Origin of the sequence: Halomonas sp. YLGW01 (genome assembly GCF_014840935.1) — a bacterium.
Taxonomy (GTDB): domain Bacteria; phylum Pseudomonadota; class Gammaproteobacteria; order Pseudomonadales; family Halomonadaceae; genus Onishia.
Genome location: NZ_CP062005.1, coordinates 2,347,726 through 2,367,490, shown reverse-complemented (window position 1 = coordinate 2,367,490; position 19,765 = coordinate 2,347,726). Strand labels below are relative to the sequence as shown.

Annotated in this window: 19 protein-coding genes; 13 read left to right on the top strand and 6 right to left on the bottom strand. The window is 66.9% G+C overall.

Features of this window, described 5'->3' with window-relative positions; translation table 11 throughout:
- Positions 1-2: 2 nt before the first annotated feature.
- The 9 genes from ispF to lpxL all read left to right on the top strand — a co-directional run bounded on the left by ispF (position 3) and on the right by lpxL (position 8,598).
- The gene (gene ispF / locus IEJ03_RS10925) at positions 3-503 is read left to right on the top strand and encodes a 2-C-methyl-D-erythritol 2,4-cyclodiphosphate synthase (protein ID WP_277950353.1); all 501 of its coding nucleotides are present in this window, start codon (positions 3-5) and stop codon (positions 501-503) included.
- Positions 493-1,560 (top strand): tRNA pseudouridine(13) synthase TruD, encoded by a 1,068-nt coding sequence (locus IEJ03_RS10920; protein ID WP_192034889.1) that lies wholly within the window; start codon positions 493-495, stop codon positions 1,558-1,560. Before ispF ends, IEJ03_RS10920 begins: the two co-directional genes overlap by 11 nt.
- 86 nt (positions 1,561-1,646) lie before the next feature.
- The gene (gene surE, locus IEJ03_RS10915; protein ID WP_192034888.1) at positions 1,647-2,393 is read left to right on the top strand and encodes a 5'/3'-nucleotidase SurE; all 747 of its coding nucleotides are present in this window, start codon (positions 1,647-1,649) and stop codon (positions 2,391-2,393) included.
- A complete protein-coding gene (locus IEJ03_RS10910; protein ID WP_192034887.1) occupies positions 2,380-3,060 on the top strand; it encodes a protein-L-isoaspartate(D-aspartate) O-methyltransferase in 681 nt (226 codons plus the stop codon). Before surE ends, IEJ03_RS10910 begins: the two co-directional genes overlap by 14 nt.
- Positions 3,057-3,965 carry a DUF368 domain-containing protein gene (locus IEJ03_RS10905; protein WP_192034886.1) on the top strand — a complete coding sequence of 303 codons (909 nt, stop codon included), beginning with the start codon at positions 3,057-3,059 and terminating at the stop codon, positions 3,963-3,965. The genes IEJ03_RS10910 and IEJ03_RS10905 overlap by 4 nt, the downstream gene beginning before the upstream one ends.
- A gap of 41 nt (positions 3,966-4,006) precedes the next feature.
- Complete coding sequence (locus IEJ03_RS10900; protein WP_192034885.1) at positions 4,007-5,140, top strand: peptidoglycan DD-metalloendopeptidase family protein; 1,134 nt, start codon at positions 4,007-4,009, stop codon at positions 5,138-5,140.
- 121 nt (positions 5,141-5,261) lie between these two features.
- A complete protein-coding gene (gene rpoS, locus IEJ03_RS10895; RefSeq protein WP_192034884.1) occupies positions 5,262-6,233 on the top strand; it encodes an RNA polymerase sigma factor RpoS in 972 nt (323 codons plus the stop codon).
- Between the two features lie 325 nt (positions 6,234-6,558).
- Positions 6,559-7,659 (top strand): alanine racemase, encoded by a 1,101-nt coding sequence (gene alr / locus IEJ03_RS10890; protein ID WP_192034883.1) that lies wholly within the window; start codon positions 6,559-6,561, stop codon positions 7,657-7,659.
- A 24-nt stretch (positions 7,660-7,683) separates the two neighbouring features.
- Positions 7,684-8,598, top strand: coding sequence for an LpxL/LpxP family Kdo(2)-lipid IV(A) lauroyl/palmitoleoyl acyltransferase (gene lpxL / locus IEJ03_RS10885; protein WP_192034882.1), 915 nt, complete (start codon positions 7,684-7,686; stop codon positions 8,596-8,598).
- Here lpxL and IEJ03_RS10880 read toward each other — a convergent pair.
- The 5 genes from IEJ03_RS10880 to IEJ03_RS10860 all read right to left on the bottom strand — a co-directional run bounded on the left by IEJ03_RS10880 (position 8,592) and on the right by IEJ03_RS10860 (position 14,269).
- On the bottom strand, positions 8,592-9,983 hold the full coding sequence (locus tag IEJ03_RS10880) for a DUF2254 domain-containing protein (RefSeq protein WP_192034881.1): 1,392 nt from the start codon (positions 9,981-9,983) through the stop codon (positions 8,592-8,594). The genes lpxL and IEJ03_RS10880 overlap by 7 nt on opposite strands.
- Before the next feature lie 234 nt (positions 9,984-10,217).
- Positions 10,218-11,879 carry an energy-dependent translational throttle protein EttA gene (gene ettA / locus IEJ03_RS10875; protein WP_192034880.1) on the bottom strand — a complete coding sequence of 554 codons (1,662 nt, stop codon included), beginning with the start codon at positions 11,877-11,879 and terminating at the stop codon, positions 10,218-10,220.
- A gap of 157 nt (positions 11,880-12,036) precedes the next feature.
- Positions 12,037-12,279 carry a hypothetical protein gene (locus IEJ03_RS10870; RefSeq protein ID WP_192034879.1) on the bottom strand — a complete coding sequence of 81 codons (243 nt, stop codon included), beginning with the start codon at positions 12,277-12,279 and terminating at the stop codon, positions 12,037-12,039.
- Positions 12,280-12,414: 135 nt separating this feature from the next.
- The gene (locus IEJ03_RS10865; RefSeq protein ID WP_192034878.1) at positions 12,415-12,846 is read right to left on the bottom strand and encodes a PAS domain S-box protein; all 432 of its coding nucleotides are present in this window, start codon (positions 12,844-12,846) and stop codon (positions 12,415-12,417) included.
- Positions 12,847-12,952: 106 nt separating this feature from the next.
- Entirely contained in the window at positions 12,953-14,269 is a 1,317-nt protein-coding gene (locus IEJ03_RS10860; protein WP_192034877.1) for an MFS transporter, read from the bottom strand.
- Between the two features lie 83 nt (positions 14,270-14,352).
- Here IEJ03_RS10860 and IEJ03_RS10855 point away from each other — a divergent pair, with 83 nt between their 5' ends.
- Positions 14,353-14,622, top strand: coding sequence for a SelT/SelW/SelH family protein (locus IEJ03_RS10855; protein WP_192034876.1), 270 nt, complete (start codon positions 14,353-14,355; stop codon positions 14,620-14,622).
- Positions 14,623-14,765: 143 nt separating this feature from the next.
- Positions 14,766-15,656 carry a DMT family transporter gene (locus IEJ03_RS10850; protein ID WP_192034875.1) on the top strand — a complete coding sequence of 297 codons (891 nt, stop codon included), beginning with the start codon at positions 14,766-14,768 and terminating at the stop codon, positions 15,654-15,656.
- On the opposite strand, the gene IEJ03_RS10845 is transcribed toward IEJ03_RS10850, so the two are convergent.
- The gene (locus tag IEJ03_RS10845) at positions 15,647-16,345 is read right to left on the bottom strand and encodes an arylesterase (RefSeq protein WP_242458115.1); all 699 of its coding nucleotides are present in this window, start codon (positions 16,343-16,345) and stop codon (positions 15,647-15,649) included. The two genes, IEJ03_RS10850 and IEJ03_RS10845, sit on opposite strands and share 10 nt — an antisense overlap.
- Before the next feature lie 100 nt (positions 16,346-16,445).
- On the opposite strand from IEJ03_RS10845, the gene IEJ03_RS10840 reads away from it, so the two are divergent.
- Both IEJ03_RS10840 and IEJ03_RS10835 read left to right on the top strand, forming a co-directional pair.
- Positions 16,446-17,174, top strand: a complete 729-nt coding sequence (locus tag IEJ03_RS10840; RefSeq protein WP_192034873.1) for an ATP-binding cassette domain-containing protein — start codon at positions 16,446-16,448, stop codon at positions 17,172-17,174.
- Positions 17,171-19,762, top strand: coding sequence for an FtsX-like permease family protein (locus IEJ03_RS10835; protein WP_242457941.1), 2,592 nt, complete (start codon positions 17,171-17,173; stop codon positions 19,760-19,762). Before IEJ03_RS10840 ends, IEJ03_RS10835 begins: the two co-directional genes overlap by 4 nt.
- The last annotated feature ends 3 nt before the right edge of the window (positions 19,763-19,765 follow it).

Genomic DNA, 19,765 nt, shown 5'->3' with positions numbered 1-19,765 from the left:
CGCTGCGAATCGGCCATGGCTTCGACGTCCATCGCTTCGGCGAGGGCGACCACCTGATGCTCGGCGGGGTGCGCATCCCCTTCGCTCGGGGCTTCGTCGCCCACTCCGACGGCGACGTGCTGCTGCATGCCGTCTGCGATGCCCTGCTCGGGGCCTGTGCCCTGGGCGACATCGGCCGCCACTTCCCCGACACCGACGCCGCCTGGGCCGGAGCCGACAGCCGTAATCTGCTGCGCCACGTGATGAGCCTGGTGCAGGGCGCGGGCTTTCGGGTCGGCAACCTGGATGTCACCGTCATCGCCCAGGCGCCGAAGATGGCCCCTCATCTGCCGGGCATGATCGACCACCTGGCCTCCGATCTCGCGGTGGCGCCCGGCGCCGTCAACGTCAAGGCTACCACCACCGAAAAGCTTGGCTTCACCGGCCGCGGCGAGGGCATCGCCGCCGAGGCGGTGGTGCTGCTCGAGGCGTGCCCTCAGGCTGGAGCCCGGCATGACGACTGAGGCGACACGCTGGCCCCCGGCATGGCCGCGCAGCCACGATGAGTCGCTGCCGGCCGGTGACTACCGGGCCGTGCCCGAGGACTTCGTAGTCGAGGAGTGTCTGGGCTTCAGCCCCGAAGGCGAGGGCGAGCACCTCTGGCTGTGGGTCGAGAAGCGGACGCTGACGACTCACGAGCTTGCCCGGATGCTGGCTCAAGCGTGCGGTGTGCGCGAGCGCGACATCGGCTATGCGGGCATGAAGGATCGCCAAGCGGTGACCCGCCAGTGGCTCTCGGTGCATCTGCCCGGCCGCGAGGCGCCGGAGAACCTCCAGGCCGCCCTCGAGGCCCGGCTCGGCACGGATGAAGCGCGTGTCGTGTGCCTGCTCGATCAGGCGCGTCACCCACGCAAGCTCAAGCGGGGCGTGCATCGCGGCAATCGCTTCCTGCTGCGCCTGACCGGTGACGTCGTCGAGGACCCGTCCCTCGAGGCTCGCTGGCGGCGTCTCGTCGAGCAGGGCGTGCCCAACTACTTCGGCCCGCAGCGCTTCGGCCCCGAGGGGCGCAACCTGGCTCGGGCGCGTGCCCTGCTGGTCAGGGGCTGGCGCAAGCGGGACGACCGCCAGGGCATGTTGCTGTCGGCGGCGCGTAGCTATCTGTTTAATCAGCTTCTGGCCGCGCGCATCGCCGACGGCAGCTGGGCCACCCCCTTGCCGGGTGAGCTGGTCATGCTCGAGGGCAGCGCCAGCCAGTTCCTGGCCGACGACATGGATGATGTCCTGCGGGAGCGTGCGGCGCGCCTGGATGTGCATCCCAGCGGTGTGCTCTGGGGCAGCGGCCGCCTGGCCAGTCAGGGCCAGGCGGCCGAGCGGGAGCGGACGGTGATCGCCACCGAGCCCGAGCTCGCCGCCGGACTCGAGGCGGCCGAGGTGCGCATGGCGCGCCGCCCGCTGCGTCTGTGTCTCGACGCACCACGCCTGAGGCGCGAGGCGGGAGCGCTTCACCTGGCCTTCGGCTTGCCGCGGGGGGCGTTCGCCACCGCGGTGTTGCGCGAGTTGATGACAAACCCGACCCTCTAGGGCGGAACAGGAGGAGGGCAGCGGCCCGGAAGGCTGTCCTCTCGTCGGCGTTCGCCGTTCGGACGATGGAAAGGCAAGGAGATCGGATGCACCGTTTGCTGCTGTCCAATGATGATGGCGTACATGCCCCAGGCCTGAGGGCCCTGCATGATGCCCTGAGCGATCATGCCCGCCTGCGGGTGGTGGCGCCCGACCGTGACAAGAGTGGGGCCAGCAACTCCCTGACCCTGAGCCGGCCGTTGATGCTCTCGGCGCTGGATAACGGCTTCTACAGCGTCGACGGCACGCCGGCGGACTGCGTCTATCTGGGGGTGAACGGGGTCTGGGAGGAGCGCCCGGATCTGGTCATCTCGGGCATCAATCATGGCGCCAACCTGGGCGATGACGTGCTCTATTCCGGCACCGTGGCGGCGGCCATGGAAGGGCGCAATCTGGGCATGTCCGCGATTGCCATGTCGCTGGTGGGCAAGCATCACTTCGAGACCGCCGGCCGGGTGGCGGCGAGCCTCGTCGGCGCCGCCGCGTCCCTGTCGCTGCCGCCGCGCAGCCTGCTCAATGTCAACGTGCCCGATCTGCCCTGGGACGAGATTCGCGGCTTCCGAGTCACGAGGCTTGGCTATCGTGGGCCGGCCGCCAGCCCGATGAAGGTGCGCGACCCGCGCGGTCGCGAACGCTACTGGATCGCCGCCGTGGGCGAGAACGCCGATGATGGCCCGGACACCGACTTCGCCGCCGTGGAAGCCGGGTTCGTGTCGATCACGCCGCTGCAGATCGACCTGACCCGCCATGACGCCCTGGACGACGTACGAGGGTGGCTGGATGCCTTTGCATGAGATGAAGGACCCGGCGCTGATCGGTGTCGGCATGACCTCCCAGCGTACCCGGGACCGTCTGGTCGGACGCCTGACGGACGCCGGCATCAACGATGCGCGGGTCCTCGAGACCCTGCGCCGGGAACCCCGCCACCTGTTTCTCGACGAGGCGCTCTCGCACCGCGCCTACGAGGATAGTGCCCTGCCGATCGGCCATGGCCAGACGCTGTCTCAACCCTGGATGGTGGCGCGAATGACCGAACTGGTCCTGGCCGAGGCGCCCGAGCGGGTACTCGAGATCGGCACCGGTTCCGGTTACCAGACCCTGATCCTGTCGCGGCTGGTGCCGCGGGTCTTTTCCCTCGAGCGGATCGCCGCGCTTCAGGCCCGCGCTGCCCGGCGGCTGCGTCGTCTGGCGGCAGAGAACGTCACCCTGCACCTGGCGGATGGCGGTCACGGCTGGCGCGAGGCTGCGCCCTTCGACGTGATTCTGCTCACGGCCTGTGCCAGTGAACTGCCGGCGGCGCTGCTCGACCAGCTGGCGGATGGGGGCGTACTGATCACTCCCCTCGAAGATGATGTCGGCCAGCAGTGGCTGACGCGGGTGCGCCGACAGGGACGGCATTTCGATTATCAGCGGCTGGAGCCCGTGCGCTTCGTGCCGCTCCTACAGGGAGTCATCCGTTGAAGCGGTCATATTCAGTGTTTCTCAAGGGGGCCGGCATGGGCGCCGCGGATGCGGTGCCCGGCGTCTCCGGTGGCACCATCGCCTTCATCACCGGCATCTACGAGGAACTGATCAATTCCATCAAGCGCTTCGGCCCCAGCGCCTGGGGCGCCTGGCGACGCGGCGGCCTCAAGGGCCTGGCGGTGCACCTCAACCTCGCCTTCGTGATCCCGCTGGTTCTGGGGGTCGGCGTCAGCCTGGTGAGCGTGGCGCATCTGGTCACCTACTTGCTCGAGAGTCAGCGGGTGCTGCTCGATGCCTTCTTCTTCGGCCTGGTCGCCGCCTCGGCCTGGCTGGTCAGCCGTCGGCTGGGGGACTGGCGCCTCTGGCATGTGTTGCCGCTGGCCGGTGGCCTGCTGCTGGCAGATGGCCTGCCGGCGCTGATGCCGCTGGTCAGTGGTCTGGGTAGCGAGGGGTTGATGCTCGGCGTGGCCGGGGCGATTGCCATCAGTGCCATGCTGCTGCCGGGTATCTCGGGCAGCTTCCTGTTGCTGACCATGGGGCTCTACGGCAGCGTGATGGAGGGCATAAAGGCCTTCGATCTGGTGTTGATGTCGCAGTTTGGCCTCGGCTGCCTGGTCGGGCTGATGACCTTCTCGCGGCTGCTATCCTGGCTGCTGGCGCGTTTCCATACCGGCACCCTGCAGCTGCTGATCGGCTTCATTCTCGGCTCTCTACCATTGCTGTGGCCCTGGCGCGAGCTGGTCAGCTACCGGCTGGGACCCGATGAGCAGATGATCCCGCTGGAGTATCGGTATCTGCTCCCCCATGATTATGCTCAGTTGACCGGCGACCCGTCGGCCCTGCTGCCGGCCCTGGCCCTGATGCTGGTCGGCCTGATGCTGGTGCTGGCGGCGGGGCGTTAAGCCTCGCCGGCCGATAGCCACCGACAAGGAGGAAGTTTGTGATGCGCAAGGCTCTGTTGGCCTCTGCCGTGACGTTGTCCCTGGCCGCCTGTGCGGCTCAGCCCCCGGAAGGGGCGAGCGGCATCCAGGTTCAGGATCTCTCGCTGACCCGGGAACGCGCCACCACCGGCACCTACACCGTCGAACGAGGCGATACGCTCTACGGCATCGCCTGGCGTTACGAGATGGATTTTCGTGATCTGGCGCAGCTAAATGGCATCACGCCGCCCTATCGCATCCAGCCGGGCCAGCAGCTGCGCCTGGTAGGCAGCCGCCAGGGGGCGGCTGAGGGGGGCGGCGCGGGTGCGTCTTCTGCTCAGGCGAGCGTGGCCGGCGCCGAGAACACGAGCAGCGGGGAGAGCCCGGACTGGCTGACTCCCGATACGGAGGCCATCGAGCGCAACCGTCGCCTGACCTCCGCACCGCTTTCCCCGTCTGCCGAGGAACAGGGCGCCGAGGGACAGGGCGCCGCCGCGCTGGCCGCTGGCAATGACAGTCAGGGCCCGGGGCCGGTCTACAACTACGATAGTCCTGGTGCCGATGGCCAGCTTAGCGCCACCGATCGTGCCGAGCGGGAGGCCCTCGAACAGGCCGAGGCCAGGCAGCAGCAGGCGGAGGCCTCACAAGAGGGCGAGACCGCGTCTCGGGAGACGGCGTCAGGCTCGGGTGATGCGTCCGCCGCACCGGCGGCCGATGCCGGGGCGGCGGTGGCGGGGGATAGCGCCTCGGCGCCAGCCGAGCGGCGCACCTACCAGCCGGTCGACGAGGTGCCCTGGCAATGGCCCGCCGAAGGCGAGGTGATCAACGGCTTCGGCGAGGGTTCGAGCATCACCGCGGGCATTGATATCGGAGGTCAAAAGGGTCAATCTGTCAAGGCGGCTGGCCCGGGAATCGTGGTCTATGCGGGAGATGGTGTACGAGGATACGGTAACCTGATCCTGCTCAAGCACAACAACCAGTTCCTGAGTGCCTATGCCCATAACGACAGCCTGCAGGTCAAGGAAAACGATGTGGTCGAGGCCGGTGAGGTGATTGCCACCATGGGCGACACCGATGCCGAGGCCGTCAAACTGCACTTCGAGGTGCGCAAGGAAGGGCAACCCCAGGATCCCCTGACGTTTCTGCCCAAGCGTTGACCCCTCCGGCTTCTGACGTAAGCAAATGTATACGACAGAAGCCTAATGGCCTGGTCTTCGCTATCGCAGTATAAGCGCTAGGGTGACCTGGCCAAGGCTAAGCAGAGAGTGGGGTAGCGAGATGAGCATGCTTGAACGGGACATTCAGGATGTCGAGATAGACGACGCCGAGACGGCGGACGATGAGGTCGAAGAGGTGCACGAGAAGGATGAGCGGGCCTTCGAGAAGGCGCTCAGCCGGGAGGAGAACACCTATCATCACAGCCTCGATGCCACACAGATCTACCTCAACGAGATCGGTTTCTCGCCGCTGCTGAGCCCGGAGGAAGAAGTGCACTTCGGGCGCCTCGCTCAGGCGGGCGATCCCGCCGGGCGTTCGCGGATGATCGAGTCCAACCTGCGCCTGGTGGTCAAGATCGCCAGGCGATATCTGAACCGCGGCCTGTCGCTGCTCGATCTGATCGAGGAGGGCAATCTCGGGCTGATTCGCGCCGTGGAGAAGTTCGACCCCGAGCGCGGGTTCCGTTTCTCCACCTACGCCACCTGGTGGATCCGTCAGACCATCGAGCGGGCGCTGATGAACCAGACTCGCACCATTCGTCTACCGATTCATGTGGTCAAGGAACTGAACATCTATCTGCGCGCGGCCCGCGAGCTGACCCAGAAGCTCGACCATGAGGCCACCGCCGAGGAAATCGCCGACTTCCTGGACAAGCCGGTGGCCACGGTCAAGAAGATGATGGGACTCAACGAGCGGGTTTCCTCGGTGGATTACCCGATGGGCGGCGAAAGCGACAAGCCACTGATCGAGACCCTGGCCGATGACAACGACCATGGGCCGGAGTCCTCGCTGGTCGATGGCGACGTCAAGCAGCATGTCGACGACTGGCTGGCCGAACTCACCGACAAGCAGATGGAGGTGGTGGTCAGGCGCTTTGGCCTGCGGGGTCATGAGGCGGCTACCCTCGAGGAGGTCGGCGAGGAGATCGGGTTGACTCGAGAGCGAGTCCGCCAGATTCAGGTGGAAGCGCTAAAGAAGTTGCGGCGCGTCCTCGAGAAGCAGGGCCTGTCCCTGGACGCCATCTTCGAGTAAGCCTTTCTTCGAGAAAGTCTTGCTTCGAGAAAGCCCTACCTGACGCCGCGATGTCTGCATCGCGGCGTTCTCGTATTCGCCAGTCCCTTCCCTTTGACGCCTCGCCTTGCGCCTTTCCTTGCCCTCAGCCTCGCGCCCCTCGCAGGTAGCGGCCCGCTTTCGGGTCATGATGCTTTTCATGGTTGTAATATCTGAATTAATGTAATTTTATGGTTTTTATCTCTATTGATTTTTATTAATTCAGTGTTTTTATGCATGAAAAAGCCGTTCAGATGATAAATAATCTTACGCTTGATTTTGTCTTCTTACCCGGCCGGAGACCCCCATGGCTCGCCCCCTGATCGCCGACATCGACCTCAACGCCCTGCGTCACAACTACCGCCTGGCACGGGACCTGGCCCCCCACAGCCAATCCGTGGCTGTGCTCAAGGCCGATGCTTACGGGCATGGCGCCGTGGCCTGTGCCAAGGCGCTGGCCGATCTGGCGCCGGCCTTCGCGGTGGCCTGTCTCGAGGAAGCAGAGGCGCTGCGGGCGGCGGGCATTGAGGTGCCGATCGTGCTGCTGGAGGGGGTCTTCGAGGCCGCCGAGCTGGAGCGAGTGGAGGCACTGGGCCTGTGGGTCGCGGTGCACAGCGAGTGGCAGGTCGAGGCGCTGCTGGCCTTCTCGCCCCGCCAGCCGATTACCGCCTGGCTTAAGGTCGATTCCGGCATGCACCGCCTGGGCTTTGCGCCGGCGCAGGTTGCCGCCGTCTGGGCGCGCCTCCAGGCGGCCCCCGAGCGCGTCACCGACCTGCACTTGATGAGCCACTTCGCCACTGCCGATGCCCTGGACGCCGACTACTTTCGTCGTCAGCTTGACGTGGTCCAGCAGCTGGCCGAGACCCTCGAGGCGCCGACCTGCCTCGCCAACTCGCCGGCCACCCTGGCCTGGCCCGAGGCGCATGGGGCTTGGAACCGCCCCGGGGTGATGCTCTATGGCAGCGATCCCCTGGAAGGCGCCAATGACGCGAGCCGCACCCTGGCACCGGTGATGACGCTGCGCTCCGAGATCATCGCCGTGCGCGAGATCGCCGCGGGCGAGCCGGTGGGCTACGGCGGTCGCTTCAGGGCGCCGCGACCGAGTCGCATCGGTGTCGTGGCCTGCGGCTATGGCGATGGTTACGACCGTCATGCAGTGGATGGCACGCCGCTGCTGGTGGATGGTCAGCGGGCGGGGCTGGCCGGCAAGGTCTCGATGGATATGCTGACGGTGGACATCACCGACCTGCCGTCTGCCGATATCGGCAGCGAGGTGGTGCTGTGGGGCCAGGCCGCCAATGGCGAGGTGCTGTCGGTGGACGAGGTGGCCCGTTACTGCGACACCATCAGCTATACCCTGTTGACCGGGGTGCTGCCGCGGGCGCCGAGGCGGTATCATGGCGGCTGATCCGACCCTGAACTAGAGAAACGCATGTCACAGGACGACGCCAAGACCTCCTTCGCCCATCCCCGCTACTGGCCGACCTGGCTGGCGATCGGCCTGATGCGCCTGATCGCCTGGCTGCCCTGGCGCCTCAAGCTCGGCATCGGTCGCCTGATTGGCCTCTTGGCCTGGCGCTTCGCCAAGCGCCGCCGGCACATCACCGAGACCAACATCCGGCTGTGCTTCCCCGAGCTGGATGAAAGGGCGCAGGCGCGCCTGGTGCGCGACGCCTTCATCGCCAACGGGCTCGGGCTGGTCGAGACCGCCACCGGCTGGTGCCGGGACCCGGAGCACCTTCGCCATCGCGTGACCTTCAAGGGCCGGGAGCACATGGCGCGTGCCCAGGCCGAGGGCAAGGGCGTGCTGATCATTGGCGTGCACTTCTCGACCCTCGACCTGGGCGGCGCGCTGCATTCGCTGTTCTTCCCCGCCGATGCCGTCTATCGGCCCCATGACAATCCGCTGTTCGACCGTTTCATGGGGCGGGCCCGGGCGCGCAGCTTCGGCACCACCATCGACCGCTACGACCTGCGTGGCGTGGTGCGGCAGCTCAAGGCCGGGCATAACGTCTGGTACTCCCCGGATCAGGACTTCGGTCGTGATGCCAGCGTCTTCGCCCCCTTCTTCGGCATCAATGCGGCGACCGTCAAGCTGACCGCCAAGATCGCCCGCCTGACCGGCGCCCCCGTCATGCCACTGATCTTCCATCGCAACCCGGACGATCGCACCTATACCCTCGAGTACCTGCCGGCGCTCGAGGCCTTTCCCAGCGGCGACGAGGTCGCGGATGCCACCCGTATCAATGCGGTCATCGAGGAGGCGATCCGTCGCCATCCCGAGCAGTACCTGTGGCTGCATCGCCGATTCAAGACCCGCCCCAAGGGCGAGCCGGGCTTCTACTGAGCGTTGCCGTCTCCGTGAGACGGGCCCGCCTGGCGACCCGCCGACGGCGGGGTTGAGGAAAGAGAAGAGGGCAGCTCGGCGGGCAGCGTCAGGCGATGCGAGCCGCCGGCCAGCCGCGCGCCGATGAACTCTCGATCCAGCGGATGCGTGTCTCGCCGGGCGAGGGTCTCGATGACCCGCTCGGCGTGGCGCTGGATCGAGGCGAGATCCTTAGGCTCGGCGAACAGCGACAGGGTCTTCAGCGCCTTGAGCAGCGCGAGCCCGATGCTTACATCCTCCTTGCCGTAGTGCAGGATGGGATTGACCAGCCGGTACAGTAGGCTGTCGAAGGGTTCGGTCTGCCAGGTTACGCGCCCTTGCCCCTCGCCGTCGGCGAAGGTGTTGCAGGGGTGAAACTGGAGGCGTCGGCACAGCAACTCGGTCAACTGGTGCAGACACAGGCGTGCGGTGCCCGGGTCGTTGATGCCCGGCGACAGCGCCTTGACGGCGACCTCCATCAGCTGCGTCATGCCGTTGAGATAGAGATCCTCCGCGACTTCCCCCTCCACATAGACCAGCAGCCCCAGCGCCTCGGCACAGACGCTCTCGGTCGGCGCCTCTGAGGCCTCGATGATGAACAACGGGAAGCCTTCCACCGTGTAGTCGCCGAAGGTGAAGTTCAGGTGAATGATCACATCGGCCTCGATGGCCAATCGCCCCAGTGCCTCGATGTCGGCGTTCTGGATATAGCCGCTGCGACGCGCCCGGATCCGTGGCCAATGTGCGGCAAATGAGGGGGGAGGCCGACGGCACCAGCCCGGTCGTTGTTGTCGCGTCTCGAGCCTCGCAAGCGACTTGCAGGTCGCCTGATGCAGGCCACGGTTCACGGCATTGATCTGCACCGACTGGGAGGCGTTATGAATGAAGTAGACGAACAGCGCCAGGCAGTGAATGACCATGGCCACGCCCAGGTAGGTGCTCAGCGAGCGCCAGATGCTCGGCACCTCGCCGCTCACCGGGACCATCAGCAGCATCAGGATGTAAAGGATGGTGCCCAGGTAGTGGCCCAGTACCCACTGATGGTGACGTTCGCTGATCAGGCCGAAGACCAGCTTGTGAGAAAAGTTGCCGCCGGCCTGGGTCAGTACCGACATCACGATCGAGAAGCTGAACACGGCAAGCGAGATCATTCCGGCGATCAGCGTCGACAGCAGGGTCCGCGGCGTCTGTGCCTCGGTGAAACGGACACCCGCCAGGAACTCCGTCAGCGGCACCCGTTCACCCAGCGGCAGCACCGCCAATAGCCCAAGCATCAGGTAGAGCAGCGCCAGCAGGCTCGGGAGGAAGGCAATGCTCTGGCGAAAGCGCAGGACATGGTGTAGTAGCCAACGAAGGGGGCGTTTCATGGGCACATCCTGTGATGATCATGCTGGCTTTATCACTCGTGTGGGCGCGTCTTGCAAGGCGGGCGATACGAAGAGCGGTGCGGGAGAGATGACGGAGAGGGCAGGGAGGCGTTCAGGGAGAAGTGCAGAGAGAGGTTCAGGGAAACGTGGGTGAGCAGGGAAACGCTATAGCGGCCATAAGAAACGGGCGGTGTCGCCACCGCCCGTCGGGTCACCGCGAATATGGCATCCGCCTCAGGCGTCGATGCGCTTGTACTTCATGCGATGCGGGGTGTCGTTGCCGACACGCTTCTTGTGATCGGCCTCGTACTCGGTGTAGTTGCCTTCGAAGAACACCACCTTGGAATCGCCCTCATAGGCGAGGATGTGGGTGGCGATACGGTCGAGGAACCAGCGATCGTGAGAGATCACCATGGCGCAGCCGGGGAAGGCCAGCAGGGCATCTTCCAGGGCGCGCAGGGTCTCGATGTCCAGGTCGTTGGACGGCTCATCGAGCAGCAGCACGTTGGCACCCTGCTTCAGGGTCTGCGCCAGCTGCAGACGGCCACGTTCACCGCCGGAGAGCTCCGAGAGACGCTTCTGCTGGTCGTTGCCCTTGAAGTTGAAGCGACCCACGTAGGCCCGCGAGGACACCTCGTAGCCGTTGATGTTGAGCATGTCCTGACCGTCGGACACCGCTTCCCACACCGTCTGCTTGTCGTCGAGGGCATCACGCAGCTGTTCCACGTAGGCGACCTCGACGGTATCGCCGAGCACGACCTCGCCCGCGTCGGCCTGTTCCTTGCCGGTGATCAGCTTGAACAGCGTCGACTTGCCGGCGCCGTTGCCGCCGACGATGCCGACGATCGCGCCCTTGGGCACGCTGAAGGACAGGTCCTCGTAGAGCAGGCGGCCGTCGAAGGCCTTGGCCACGTCATGGAACTCGATGACCTTGTCGCCCAGACGCGGACCGGGCGGAATGTAGATCTCGTTGGTCTCGTTACGCTTCTGGAAGTCGCCGGACTGCATCTCCTCGAAGCGGTTGAGGCGCGCCTTGCTCTTGGCCTGACGGCCCTTGGCATTGCTGCGCACCCACTCGAGTTCCTGCTTGATGGCCTTGTTCTTCGAGGCTTCCTGCTTGGCTTCCCGCTCGAGACGCTGCTCCTTGGCCTCCAGCCAGCCGGAGTAGTTGCCTTCAAAGGGGATACCCTGGCCGCGGTCGAGCTCGAGGATCCAGCCGGCCACGTTATCGAGGAAATAGCGGTCGTGAGTGATCGCCACTACGGTGCCGTTGTAGTCGTGCAGGAAGCGCTCGAGCCAGGCCACGGACTCGGCGTCCAGGTGGTTGGTGGGCTCGTCGAGCAGCAGCATGTCCGGGCTCGACAGCAGCAGGCGGCACAGCGCGACGCGGCGGCGCTCGCCACCGGAGAGGTGACCGACGCGTGCCTCCCAGGCCGGCAGGCGCAGCGCTTCGGCGGCCACTTCCAGCTTGCGCTCGAGGTTGTGGGCGTCGGCGGCCTCGATGATGTTCTCGAGACGGGCCTGCTCGGTTGCCAGGGCGTCGAAGTCGGCGTCGGGCTCGGCGTAGGCGACATAGACGGCCTCGAGCTGCTCCTGCGCGTCCTTGATGCCGGACAGCGCTTCCTCGACGGTTTCACGCACGCTCTTGTCGTCGTCGAGCTCCGGCTCCTGGGGCAGGTAGCCGACGTTGATGCCCGGCATGGGGCGCGCTTCGCCTTCGAACTCGGTATCGACGCCGGCCATGATGCGCAGCAGCGTGGACTTGCCGGCGCCGTTCAGGCCGAGCACGCCGATCTTGGCGCCCGGAAAGAAGGAAAGCGAAATATCCTTGAGGATCTGACGCTTGGGAGGGACGATCTTGCCCACCCGGTTCATGGTGTAGACGTATTGCGCCATGGAAATCCATTGGGTTGAGGGTTTCGGCACGATGATAGTGGCCGCACCCGCGAAAGGCCAGCGCCGGACGGTGATCGTCAAGGCAGCCACGGCAGCCCAGGGAAAGGTCAATGCCGAAGGCAACGCGGGCGGCGAGGCCCGCGTTCCTTATCGGGTCTTACTCTTCCTCTTCCTCCTCGACGTCGAGATGCCAGTCGTCGTCGATGACCTGTCTGAGGCGGCGCTCTTCCAGCCGCTGCTCGAGTCGACGCCGGGCCTGCAGGGTCTCTGCACGAGAAGAGCGGCTAGGGGTGTAGTGACTGTCGTTCACGGCGTCCATGAACGCGTCCACATCCCCATCATACGTCACATCATCGGCGGCATCGTCGGACGTGCCGTGTACTTGGTGTTCTTGGCTCATGCGATGTCCTCCCATGACCCCAATGGCAGATGGCAACGGATGCTCGCCGGGGGCGAGCATCGCATAACGCGGGGGCGTTGCTCGCTATATAACGCCAGTCATGGGGGAGGGCAAGAGGGGAGGAGGGAAAAATGCTCAGCCTTGAGGGGCGGCCTTGATGCGCTCGAGTTCGGCAATCGCCTCGACGCGCTCGGTGACGTCCTTCTGCACGCCGAGGTAGTAGGTAATATCCTCCTGCTCGTCGTACATCGGCGTGATCGACAGCTCGTTAAAGAAGAGGGTGCCGTCCTTCTTGTAGTTGCGCAGGATCTCGCGGCAGGGGCGGCCTTCGAGCAGGGCCTGGCGAATGCGGGCGAGCCCGGGCTGATCGTGATCATCGTTCTGCAGGAAGCGGCAGTCCCGGTAGAGGATCTCGTCGGTGCTGTAGCCGGTCAGCCGTTCGAAGCCCTGGTTGACGTAGATCAGGATGTGCTCGTCGCCCTCACGTTCGGCAACGACGATCCCGTCTTCCGAGGCGTCGATGATGCGTTCCAGAAGCTCGGGGCTGATCATGGGCGGTCTTTTCATGCGAGGCGTTCCTGTCGCGACCCTAGGGGGCGTAGGCAGACATCCTGCCCACCGTGTATATCGCTCTATCATGGCTAGGCGGTCGCCAGATTTCAATGTGTTGCATTCACTCCTCGACCTCGGGCAGCCCCTGGGCAGTGAGCGCGGCGGCCAGCGCGCAGGCCGCGAGCACCCCGAGCAGGATGGCGCTGCCGAACCACTGGGCGAGGGCGCCGACCAGACCGCCGACCAGTAGCATCAGCACGCCGGTCAGCGTATTGGACAGCGCCACATAGAGGGCGCGCCGGTCGCTGCCGGCGAGATCCACCACATAGGTCTTGCGTCCCAGTCGTACGCCCGCATGGGCGATCACCAAGAGCCCGTAGAGCAGCGCATAGGGCCAGGGCGTGGCGGTCCAGGCCGAGGGAAGCCCGCCGGCGAGCGCCGCCAGGGCGCAGCAGGCCGCCGCGGCGAGGCCGGCATCGCGCATCACTCGCCGGCTCGAGGCATCGGCCCGCTTGCCCCACAGGGGGCTTGCCAGCATGCCGGCGAGTCCCGAGACGACGATCAGAAGGCCCAGGTCGCCGAGGGCCGCGTCGCTGCGCTGCTGGGCGAGCAGGGCGATGTAGGGCAGGGCCAGGGCACTGGAGAGCAGCAGGGCACGCGCCAGGTTGAAGCGCAGGAAGGCCGGGTCTTCGCGCAGCAGGTGCAGGCCCTGACGCACGCTGTCCCAGGCATTCTCGCCGCCCTCGACAGCGCCCGGGGTTTCCTGGATGCGGGCCGCACAGAGGGCGTTGAGTCCCCACCCCAGCGCCGCCACGCCCAGTAGCACCGCCAAAGCCAGCTCGCCGGGGCGGTCATCGAAGAGCATCAGCACGGCACCGGCGGCCAGGGTCACACCGCCGGCCACGCTGCCGCTCCAGCCCATCAGGGTGCCGCGGCGCTGCTTGGCGATGGTCTTGCCCAGCACGTCCTTGGTGGCGATCGACGACAGGCCGCGAGCCAGCGACAGCGCGACCAGAACCACCAGCACCAGGCTGCCGCCCATGCCGCCCTCGCCAAGAAGTGCCAGGGCGGCGAGCAGCAGGGCGGCCAGGGCCTGGATCAGGGCGCCGGACACCCAGGTCCACTTGCGCTGCGCCTTCTGGCGGATGAAGCCGGCCACGAAGACCTGGGGCAGCAGGGCGCCGGCCTCGCGAATCGGCACCAGCAGGCCCACCATCCACAGCGGGGCGCCGATCGCCCCCAGCAGCCAGGGCAGTACCAGCCGCGCGCTGGATAGCTCGTCGGCCAGCTTGTTGCCAAGCGCAGCGGCCAGGTGCAGCAAGAAGTTGCGGGGCTGCTCCTGACAGGCATCATCCGAGATGTCCTTGCACATCCGGCTGTCGTCGTCGCCGGTCAGCGCCTCGAAGAGGCGGCGCTGTGAAATGTCGGGGGCTGGCATGACTCGGTTCCTTGTCGCGCATTCCTGTGGCCATCATGCCTCAGTTATGATGCCGGGCAAATGTCCAACCGCGAGAGAGTCTCATGGCAAGCGTGCGAATCCACTTCTGTACTCAGTGCCACTGGTTGCTGCGCGCCGGCTGGTATGCCCAGGAGCTGCTGTCGACCTTCGGCGAGGAGCTTGAGGAGGTGGCACTGATGCCCAGTCATGGCGGGCACTTCGAGATCACCGTCGACGGCGAGTGCCTCTGGGAGCGCAAGCGCGATGGCGGTTTCCCGGACATCAAGCTGCTCAAGCAGCGGGTGCGTGACCGCCTCGATCCCGAGCGAGACCTGGGGCATCTGGATCGCTGAGGCGTTGTCGCTGGCGACTGGCCGAGGAGGCCTGCGGCGCAGCGATCATCTGGAACGTGACGCGGGGGGTGGCCTCTAGAGCGCAGGGCTCACCCCGGGCGTCTTGCCCCGCTCGGGGCATCTCATCATAAAAGGGAGAGAACATGACACGGGAACGTCATGCCATGCTGTGCGGCCTGGGGGCCGTTGGCCTCTGGTCCACGGTGGCCACCGCCTTCAAGGTCGCTCTCGGCGAGATGTCGCCCTTGGAGCTGATATGGATCGCCGCCCTGGTCTCCTGGGCGCTGATGGGCGTGCTGGTGTGGCGCAAGGGCCAGCTGCGCCAGGCGCTGAGCCAGGGCTGGCGCACCGGCCTGTGGGCCGGGCTGATGAACCCGGTGGCCTACTACCTGGTGCTGTTCGCCGCCTACGACCGCCTGCCGGGGCAGGAGGCGATGGCGCTGAATTATACCTGGGCGCTGGCCATGGCCTTCCTCGCCGTGCCGATCCTCGGCCAGCGATTGACCCGCATCGATATCCTGGCCGGCCTGGTCGCCTATGCGGGCGTCTGGACCATCGCTACTCGGGGGGCGGTGCTCGATGTGGCCTTCGCCGATCCCCTGGGGGTGGGGCTGGCACTGGCCTCGACCCTGCTCTGGGCACTCTACTGGCTGCTCAATGCTCGCGACGATCGAGCCCCGCTGATCGCCCAGTGGCAGAACTTTAGCGTGGGCCTGCCGGTGCTCACCGGACTGATCGCCCTCGGGCCGGGGTTCGAGTGGTATGGCTGGAAGGGCGTGAGTGCCGGGGTCTATGTGGGGCTCTTCGAGATGGGCATCGCCTTCGTGCTCTGGCAGCTGGCGGTGCGCGGCATCTCCCGCACGGCCCGAATCGCCAACCTGATCTTCCTGTCGCCGCCGATCTCCCTGCTGCTGCTGCACCTGGTGATCGGCGAGCCGATCCTTGACTCGACCCTGGTCGGCCTGGTGCTGATCCTCGGAGGGCTCGGCCTTCAGCAATGGCAGAAGGCCGCGGTGCCGGCGCCTCAGCCCTGAGCGGAAGTCGAGGGAGCCAGCATGGCGGGGGCAGCCGCCCCGACCCGATCGCCTGGCGTCTGGCCTATGCCATCGGCCGATTCGGCCGTCATGGTCTCGAGCAGCGGCGCCAGGGTCGGCCAGACATTCTCGAGGATCGCGGGCTGCGCCTGGGCGGTGGGATGCAGGCCGTCGTCTTGCATCAGGCCATCTTCCAGGGCGACGCCCTCGAGCAGGAAGGGCACCAGCGGCAGCTCAAAGCGGGCGGCCAGCTCTTCGAAGATGCCGGTGAAGGCGTCCCGATAGGCATCGCCGTAGTTGGGGGGAATGTCGATGCCGAGCAGCACCACCCGGGCGCCGCTAGCCTGGCTTGCCTCGATCATCGCCTCGAGGTTTTTGCGCATCTGACGCGGCGCCAGGCCGCGCAGGCCATCGTTGGCGCCCAGTTCCAATAGCACGATCTCGGGCGCATGCTGTCGTAACAGTTCGGGCAGGCGCGTGGCGCCTCCGGCGGTGGTTTCGCCGCTGATGCTGGCATTGACGACCCGCGCCTCGCCCTCGAGTCGCTCGGCCAACAGGCTGACCCAGCCATCCTCCTGGCGCTCCAGACCATAGGCGGCGCTCAGGCTGTCGCCCATCATCAGCAGGGTGGGGCGGTCGTCACCGGCGGCCAGCACCGATGGCGCCAGGCCGAGCAGGCTCACACTCATCGTCAGGCCGAGCGCCAGGCTCGCCGCTCGATACAGCCATTGCAGCCGCTTCATTGCATTGACCCTCGACACAGTCAGGCCAACAGGGAATCCAGTCACTATGTCCACCACTGCGTCCACCTCCTCGAATCATGATCTTGCGCCCATCCTACAGGCTCGCCGACTCGGCAAGCAGGTCAGGAGTGGCGATCGCTCATTGACCATTCTGAGTGATCTTTCGCTCACGGTGTTCCCCGGAGAGACCTTGGCCATCCTCGGCGAGAGTGGTGCCGGCAAATCCACTCTGCTCGGATTGCTGGCCGGGCTCGATGCGCCGAGCAGCGGAGAGCTCAGCCTGTTCGGCGAGTCCCTCGCGGCGCTTGACGAGGACGGACGCGCCCAGCTGCGGGCCGGCCGGGTGGGATTCGTGTTCCAGAACTTCCAGCTGCTGCCGACCCTCACCGCGCTCGAGAACGTGCTGCTGCCCCTGGAGCTTTCGCCCGCCGCCGATAACGACGCCCGGGCCCGGGACTGGCTGACCCGGGTAGGGCTCGGCGAGCGTCTCGATCACCTGCCCAAGCAGCTCTCCGGTGGCGAGCAGCAGCGGGTGGCCCTGGCTCGCGCCTTCGTCACCGGGGCCGAGCTCGTGTTCGCCGACGAGCCGACCGGCAACCTGGATCCGGCCACCGGGGAGCGCATCATCGAGCGATTGTTCGCCCTCAACCGTGAAGCCGGCACTACCCTGATCCTGGTCACCCACGACCATGCCCTGGCCCGGCGCTGCGACCGCTGCCTGCGACTCTCCGACGGCCAGCTGGTGGACATGACCCGTGAGGAGGTGAGCGCATGATGGCGAGCGGTGACACCCGGCGCGGGCTCCGTCGCGCCTCTCCCAATGGCCTCCACTGGCTGGGTCTCGCGGCCCGTGGCCTCAAGCGTGATCTGCGCGCCGCCGACGTGCGGGCGCTGTTCGTGGCGCTGGCGCTGGCGGTGGCGGCCTCGACCATGATCGGCTTCTTCCTCGATCGTCTCGAACGCGGCCTGACCCGTCAGGCCGGGCAGATGCTCGGTGGAGATCTGGTGCTCGAGCAGGGCGAGCCCTTCTCCAGCGAGCTGAAAAGGACGCTGCGCGAGGCCGGCATGACGCTCTCGGATCAGGTCGATCTGGTGTCGATGATCAGCCGCGGCGAGCGGTTCCAGCCGGCCAGCCTCAAGCTGGTCGATAGCGCCTATCCACTGTATGGCGCCTCCCGGGTCGATGTCGGCAACGGCGTCGAGGCCCTGGCTCGCGGTCCCGCGCCAGGCGAGGCCTGGGTCGACCCGAGGCTCGAGTCGCTGATCGACCTGGAGCTCGGTGACGAGGTGCGGGTGGGGCGCACCACCCTGACCGTGACCGGCATCATCGAGCGCGAGGCCGACCAGTCCGGGGGCTTCTCGAGCTTCAATCCGCGGCTGATGATGCATGTCGATGACCTGGACGCCACCGGCCTGGTGCAGCCGGGCTCGCGGGTCGAGTACGAGATCCTGGCCGCCGGGCCGCCGGAGGCGGTGTCGAGCCTCGATGCCCGCCTCGAAGCACTCAAGCGTGACGGCGTCGAGGTGCGGGATGTGCGGGTCGACCGGCCGGGCCTCGGGCGTGCCCTGGAGCGTGCCGAGAAGTACCTGGCGCTGGCCGGTCTCGCCGCGGTGCTGCTGGCGGGGGTGGCCGTGGCCATGGCCACCCGGCGCTATGTGGATCGCCACCTCGATACCGCCGCGTTGCTGCGCTGCTTCGGCGCCTCCCAGCAACAGCTGACCCGGCTGTTCGCCCTGCAGCTGGGCTGGCTGGCGCTGGCCGCCTCCGCGTGCGGAGCCCTGCTGGGCCTGGCCGGTCAGGCGGGGCTGCTGGCGCTGCTGACCGCCTTTCTGCCACTGGAGCTGCCGCCGCCGGGGCCGCTGCCTCTGGCGCTCGGGGTGCTTACGGCGCTTGCCGTGCTGGTCGGCTTCGCCGGCCCGACGCTCCTGCGCCTCAAACGCGTCAGCGCCCTCAAGGTGCTGCGGCGTGAACTCGACCCGCTGCCGGCCTCGGCCTGGCTGGTGGTGGCCATGGCGAGTCTGGTGTTCGGCGGCCTGATGTGGCTGTACTCCGGCGATCTCTGGCTGTCCGTGGCGCTGCTCGTCGGGGGCCTGATGATGCTGGTGATCCTGGGTGGGGTAGGCGCGTTGCTGCTGAGTGCGGTACTGCGCCTGGCCGCAATGCTGCCCCAGGGCACGCATGCCGCCTCACCGACCCGGGCGCTGCGGCTCGGCGCCCGCCAGCTTGGCCGTCGTCGCCAGGCGAGCCTCGGTCAGCTGCTGGCCTTCGCGGTGACCTTCGCGGCGATGGCGATGATCGCCCTGGTACGCGGCGACCTGCTCACCGCCTGGCAGGATCAGCTGCCCGAGGACACGCCCAACTACTTCGCCATCAATATCCAGCCCCAGGAGCGCGACGACTTCGTCGAGACCCTGGCCGGGAGCGTCGATGAACGCAGCGCGCTCTACCCGATGGTGCGCGGTCGCATCACCGCGCTGAACGGCGAACCACCGATGGACGCGGTGCCCGAGAGCGGCCGGGGCGACAACGCCCTGCGCCGTGAGCTCAACCTGACCTGGCGCGATGCCCTGCCCGAGGGCAACCGCCTGGTGGCGGGGCAGTGGTTCGGGGCGGCGAACCAGGACGCCGATGCGTCCGACGGGACGGTGCCGATCTCCCTGGAAGACGACCTGGCCGGTCGTCTCGGCCTGGCGCTGGGTGACACCATGAGCTTCACCATCGGCGCCGCCACCGTCACCGGCCGCATCACCAGCCTGCGTGATCTCGACTGGGACAGCTTCCGGCCCAACTTCTATGTGATCTTCCCCCCGGGGGTGCTCGAGCGCTTCGGTCACACCTACATCACCGCCTTTCATCTGGACGATGCCGAGAGCCCGCTGCCCGGACGGATCGTCGAGGACTTCCCGGCGGTGTCACTGCTCAACGTCGAGGCCATCCTCGGCCAGGTGCGCGAACTGCTGACTCAGGTCACCCGCTCGGTGGAGCTGGTGCTCGGTTTCGTGCTGCTGGCCGGCATCAGTGTGCTCTATGCGGCGCTGATCGCGAGCCGACCGCTGCGGGCCCACGAGAGCGGTCTGCTGCGGGTGTTCGGTGCCGGCGATCGGTTGATTTCCCGGGTGCAGGGCGCCGAGTTCGCCATCCTGGGCCTGGCGAGCGGCCTGATGGGCGCGTTGCTCGCCGAGCTTGCCGCGGCGGGCATCTACGCCGGCTGGCTGGATCTCGCTCCTCGCCTTCACCTCTGGCTGTGGCTGGGGCTGCCATTGGGAGGCGCCCTGCTGGTGGGGCTGATCGGCCATGGTCTGTCGCGCAGCCTGCGCCGGCAGACGCCGATGGCGAGCCTTGGCCTTCTGGGCGAGACGTGAGAG

What these genes read in the sequence shown, in the direction of transcription:
- IEJ03_RS10855 (WP_192034876.1), top strand. Translation starts at nt 14,353, where the DNA reads ATGGCAAGCGTGCGAATCCACTTCTGTACTCAGTGCCACTGGTTGCTG.
- IEJ03_RS10880 (WP_192034881.1), bottom strand. Translation starts at nt 9,983, where the DNA reads ATGAAACGCCCCCTTCGTTGGCTACTACACCATGTCCTGCGCTTTCGC.
- IEJ03_RS10910 (WP_192034887.1), top strand. Translation starts at nt 2,380, where the DNA reads ATGCCTTTGCATGAGATGAAGGACCCGGCGCTGATCGGTGTCGGCATG.
- IEJ03_RS10850 (WP_192034875.1), top strand. Translation starts at nt 14,766, where the DNA reads ATGACACGGGAACGTCATGCCATGCTGTGCGGCCTGGGGGCCGTTGGC.
- IEJ03_RS10920 (WP_192034889.1), top strand. Translation starts at nt 493, where the DNA reads ATGACGACTGAGGCGACACGCTGGCCCCCGGCATGGCCGCGCAGCCAC.
- alr (WP_192034883.1), top strand. Translation starts at nt 6,559, where the DNA reads ATGGCTCGCCCCCTGATCGCCGACATCGACCTCAACGCCCTGCGTCAC.
- IEJ03_RS10870 (WP_192034879.1), bottom strand. Translation starts at nt 12,279, where the DNA reads ATGAGCCAAGAACACCAAGTACACGGCACGTCCGACGATGCCGCCGAT.
- IEJ03_RS10845 (WP_242458115.1), bottom strand. Translation starts at nt 16,345, where the DNA reads ATGAGTGTGAGCCTGCTCGGCCTGGCGCCATCGGTGCTGGCCGCCGGT.
- lpxL (WP_192034882.1), top strand. Translation starts at nt 7,684, where the DNA reads ATGTCACAGGACGACGCCAAGACCTCCTTCGCCCATCCCCGCTACTGG.
- IEJ03_RS10835 (WP_242457941.1), top strand. Translation starts at nt 17,171, where the DNA reads ATGATGGCGAGCGGTGACACCCGGCGCGGGCTCCGTCGCGCCTCTCCC.
- IEJ03_RS10865 (WP_192034878.1), bottom strand. Translation starts at nt 12,846, where the DNA reads ATGAAAAGACCGCCCATGATCAGCCCCGAGCTTCTGGAACGCATCATC.
- IEJ03_RS10860 (WP_192034877.1), bottom strand. Translation starts at nt 14,269, where the DNA reads ATGCCAGCCCCCGACATTTCACAGCGCCGCCTCTTCGAGGCGCTGACC.
- ettA (WP_192034880.1), bottom strand. Translation starts at nt 11,879, where the DNA reads ATGGCGCAATACGTCTACACCATGAACCGGGTGGGCAAGATCGTCCCT.
- IEJ03_RS10840 (WP_192034873.1), top strand. Translation starts at nt 16,446, where the DNA reads ATGTCCACCACTGCGTCCACCTCCTCGAATCATGATCTTGCGCCCATC.
- rpoS (WP_192034884.1), top strand. Translation starts at nt 5,262, where the DNA reads ATGAGCATGCTTGAACGGGACATTCAGGATGTCGAGATAGACGACGCC.
- surE (WP_192034888.1), top strand. Translation starts at nt 1,647, where the DNA reads ATGCACCGTTTGCTGCTGTCCAATGATGATGGCGTACATGCCCCAGGC.
- IEJ03_RS10900 (WP_192034885.1), top strand. Translation starts at nt 4,007, where the DNA reads ATGCGCAAGGCTCTGTTGGCCTCTGCCGTGACGTTGTCCCTGGCCGCC.